Here is a 1,417-nt window from a genome sequence, read left to right as displayed (position 1 = left end):
GTCAAGGTCAAGGGGGGGCGGGGGACATGGCCAAGCGCGAGCGAGTCATGAGGATGTCGGTCGAGCAGCCGCTGTGGCGCGCGCTCTCGGCCTACCGCGTACTGACGATGTGCTACGCGATCGGGCTCTTCGTCAGCGCCTACGACGAGTTCCCCCGGCCGGAAGTGGCCATCGCCTTCCTCTCCGTGCTCTTCGTGTGGACGCTGGCGACGCTGCCCAAGGTGGCCAACGAGGCGAGCTGCACCAAGCGGTTCCTGGCCGCAGACCTGACCGTCGCGCTCACCGGCATCCTGCTCACGCCGGTCGCGGACTCCCACGACCGGATCGTCACCGGTGGGCCGACGCTGCCGTCGATATGGACCGCGGGCTCCGTCCTGGCGTTCGCGATCAAGGGCGGCTGGCGCTGGGCGGCCTTCGCCTCGACGCTCGTCGGCGTCGCGAACGTCGTCCAGCGCGGAGCGCTCAGCCAGGACACGCTCCACAACGTGCTGCTCGTCTGGGTCGCCTCCATCGCCATCGGGTACGTCGTCGAGGTCGCCCGCGCCTCCGAGCGCACCCTCGCGCGCGCCCTGGAGATCGAGGCCACGACACGGGAGCGTGAGCGGCTGGCCCGCGACATCCACGACAGCGTCCTTCAGGTCCTCGCGATGGTGCAGCGCCGCGGCTCCGCGCTCGGCGGCGACGCGGCGGAACTGGGCCGTATGGCGGGCGAGCAGGAGGTCGCGCTGCGCACCCTGGTCTCGGGCGGCCTGCCACCCTCCCGCGTCTCGGAGGACGCGACGCAGGGAGCCCTGGTCCGCGCGATCGACGAACCCGACGAGTCCGCCGAAAGCGAGGACGCCCCCCGCGACCTCCGCGCCCTGCTGACCCCGTACGCCACCGCGAAGGTCACCTTCTCCGAGCCCGGGGCCCCCGTCCTCCTGCCCCCCTCCACGGCCAAGGAACTGGCGGCAGCGGTCGGAGCCGCCCTGGACAACGTCCACCGCCACGCAGGCGAGACCGCCCGAGCCTGGATCTTGATCGAGGACGAACCAGACACAGTGATCGTCACAGTCCGAGACGACGGCCCCGGCATCCCAGAGGGCCGCCTGGCCCAGGCCGAGGGCGAGGGCCGCATGGGCGTAGCCCTCTCCATCAGAGGCCGCCTCAGAGACATAGGCGGCACGGCAGAGCTGATCTCGATACCGGGCCAGGGCACAGAGGTAGAACTGAGGGCTCCGAAATAACGAGGTCCCGCAGGCAGTAGCCCCTTCAGGGGCCGCGGGGCTGTATAAATATGCGGCTCCGCCGCGATGGGGCCCCGCTCATGGGGGTCCCCCCGCTCGAGCGAAGCCGAGAGTGGGGGAGCAGCCGAGAGTGGGGGAGTGACAAGCCACAACGGACCGGCACCCGAGGTACAACCCGGGGGGCCTGGGGG

General features: G+C 71.1%; 1 protein-coding gene. It reads left to right on the top strand.

Translation table 11 applies throughout. The features are described from left to right. Nucleotides 1-26 precede the first annotated feature (26 nt). Nucleotides 27-1,226 (top strand): MacS family sensor histidine kinase, encoded by a 1,200-nt coding sequence (gene macS / locus G6048_RS48090; protein WP_165345895.1) that lies wholly within the window; start codon nt 27-29, stop codon nt 1,224-1,226. The last annotated feature ends 191 nt before the right edge of the window (nt 1,227-1,417 follow it).

This window comes from Streptomyces ureilyticus, assembly GCF_011045025.1.
GTDB classification, from domain to species: domain Bacteria; phylum Actinomycetota; class Actinomycetes; order Streptomycetales; family Streptomycetaceae; genus Streptomyces; species Streptomyces ureilyticus.
The sequence above is the reverse complement of the archived record's forward strand: the minus strand, read 5'-3'. Positions and strand labels throughout refer to the sequence as shown.

Excerpts from the sequence above, each read along its gene's own strand:
- macS (WP_165345895.1), top strand. The coding sequence starts at position 27 with ATGGCCAAGCGCGAGCGAGTCATGAGGATGTCGGTCGAGCAGCCGCTG.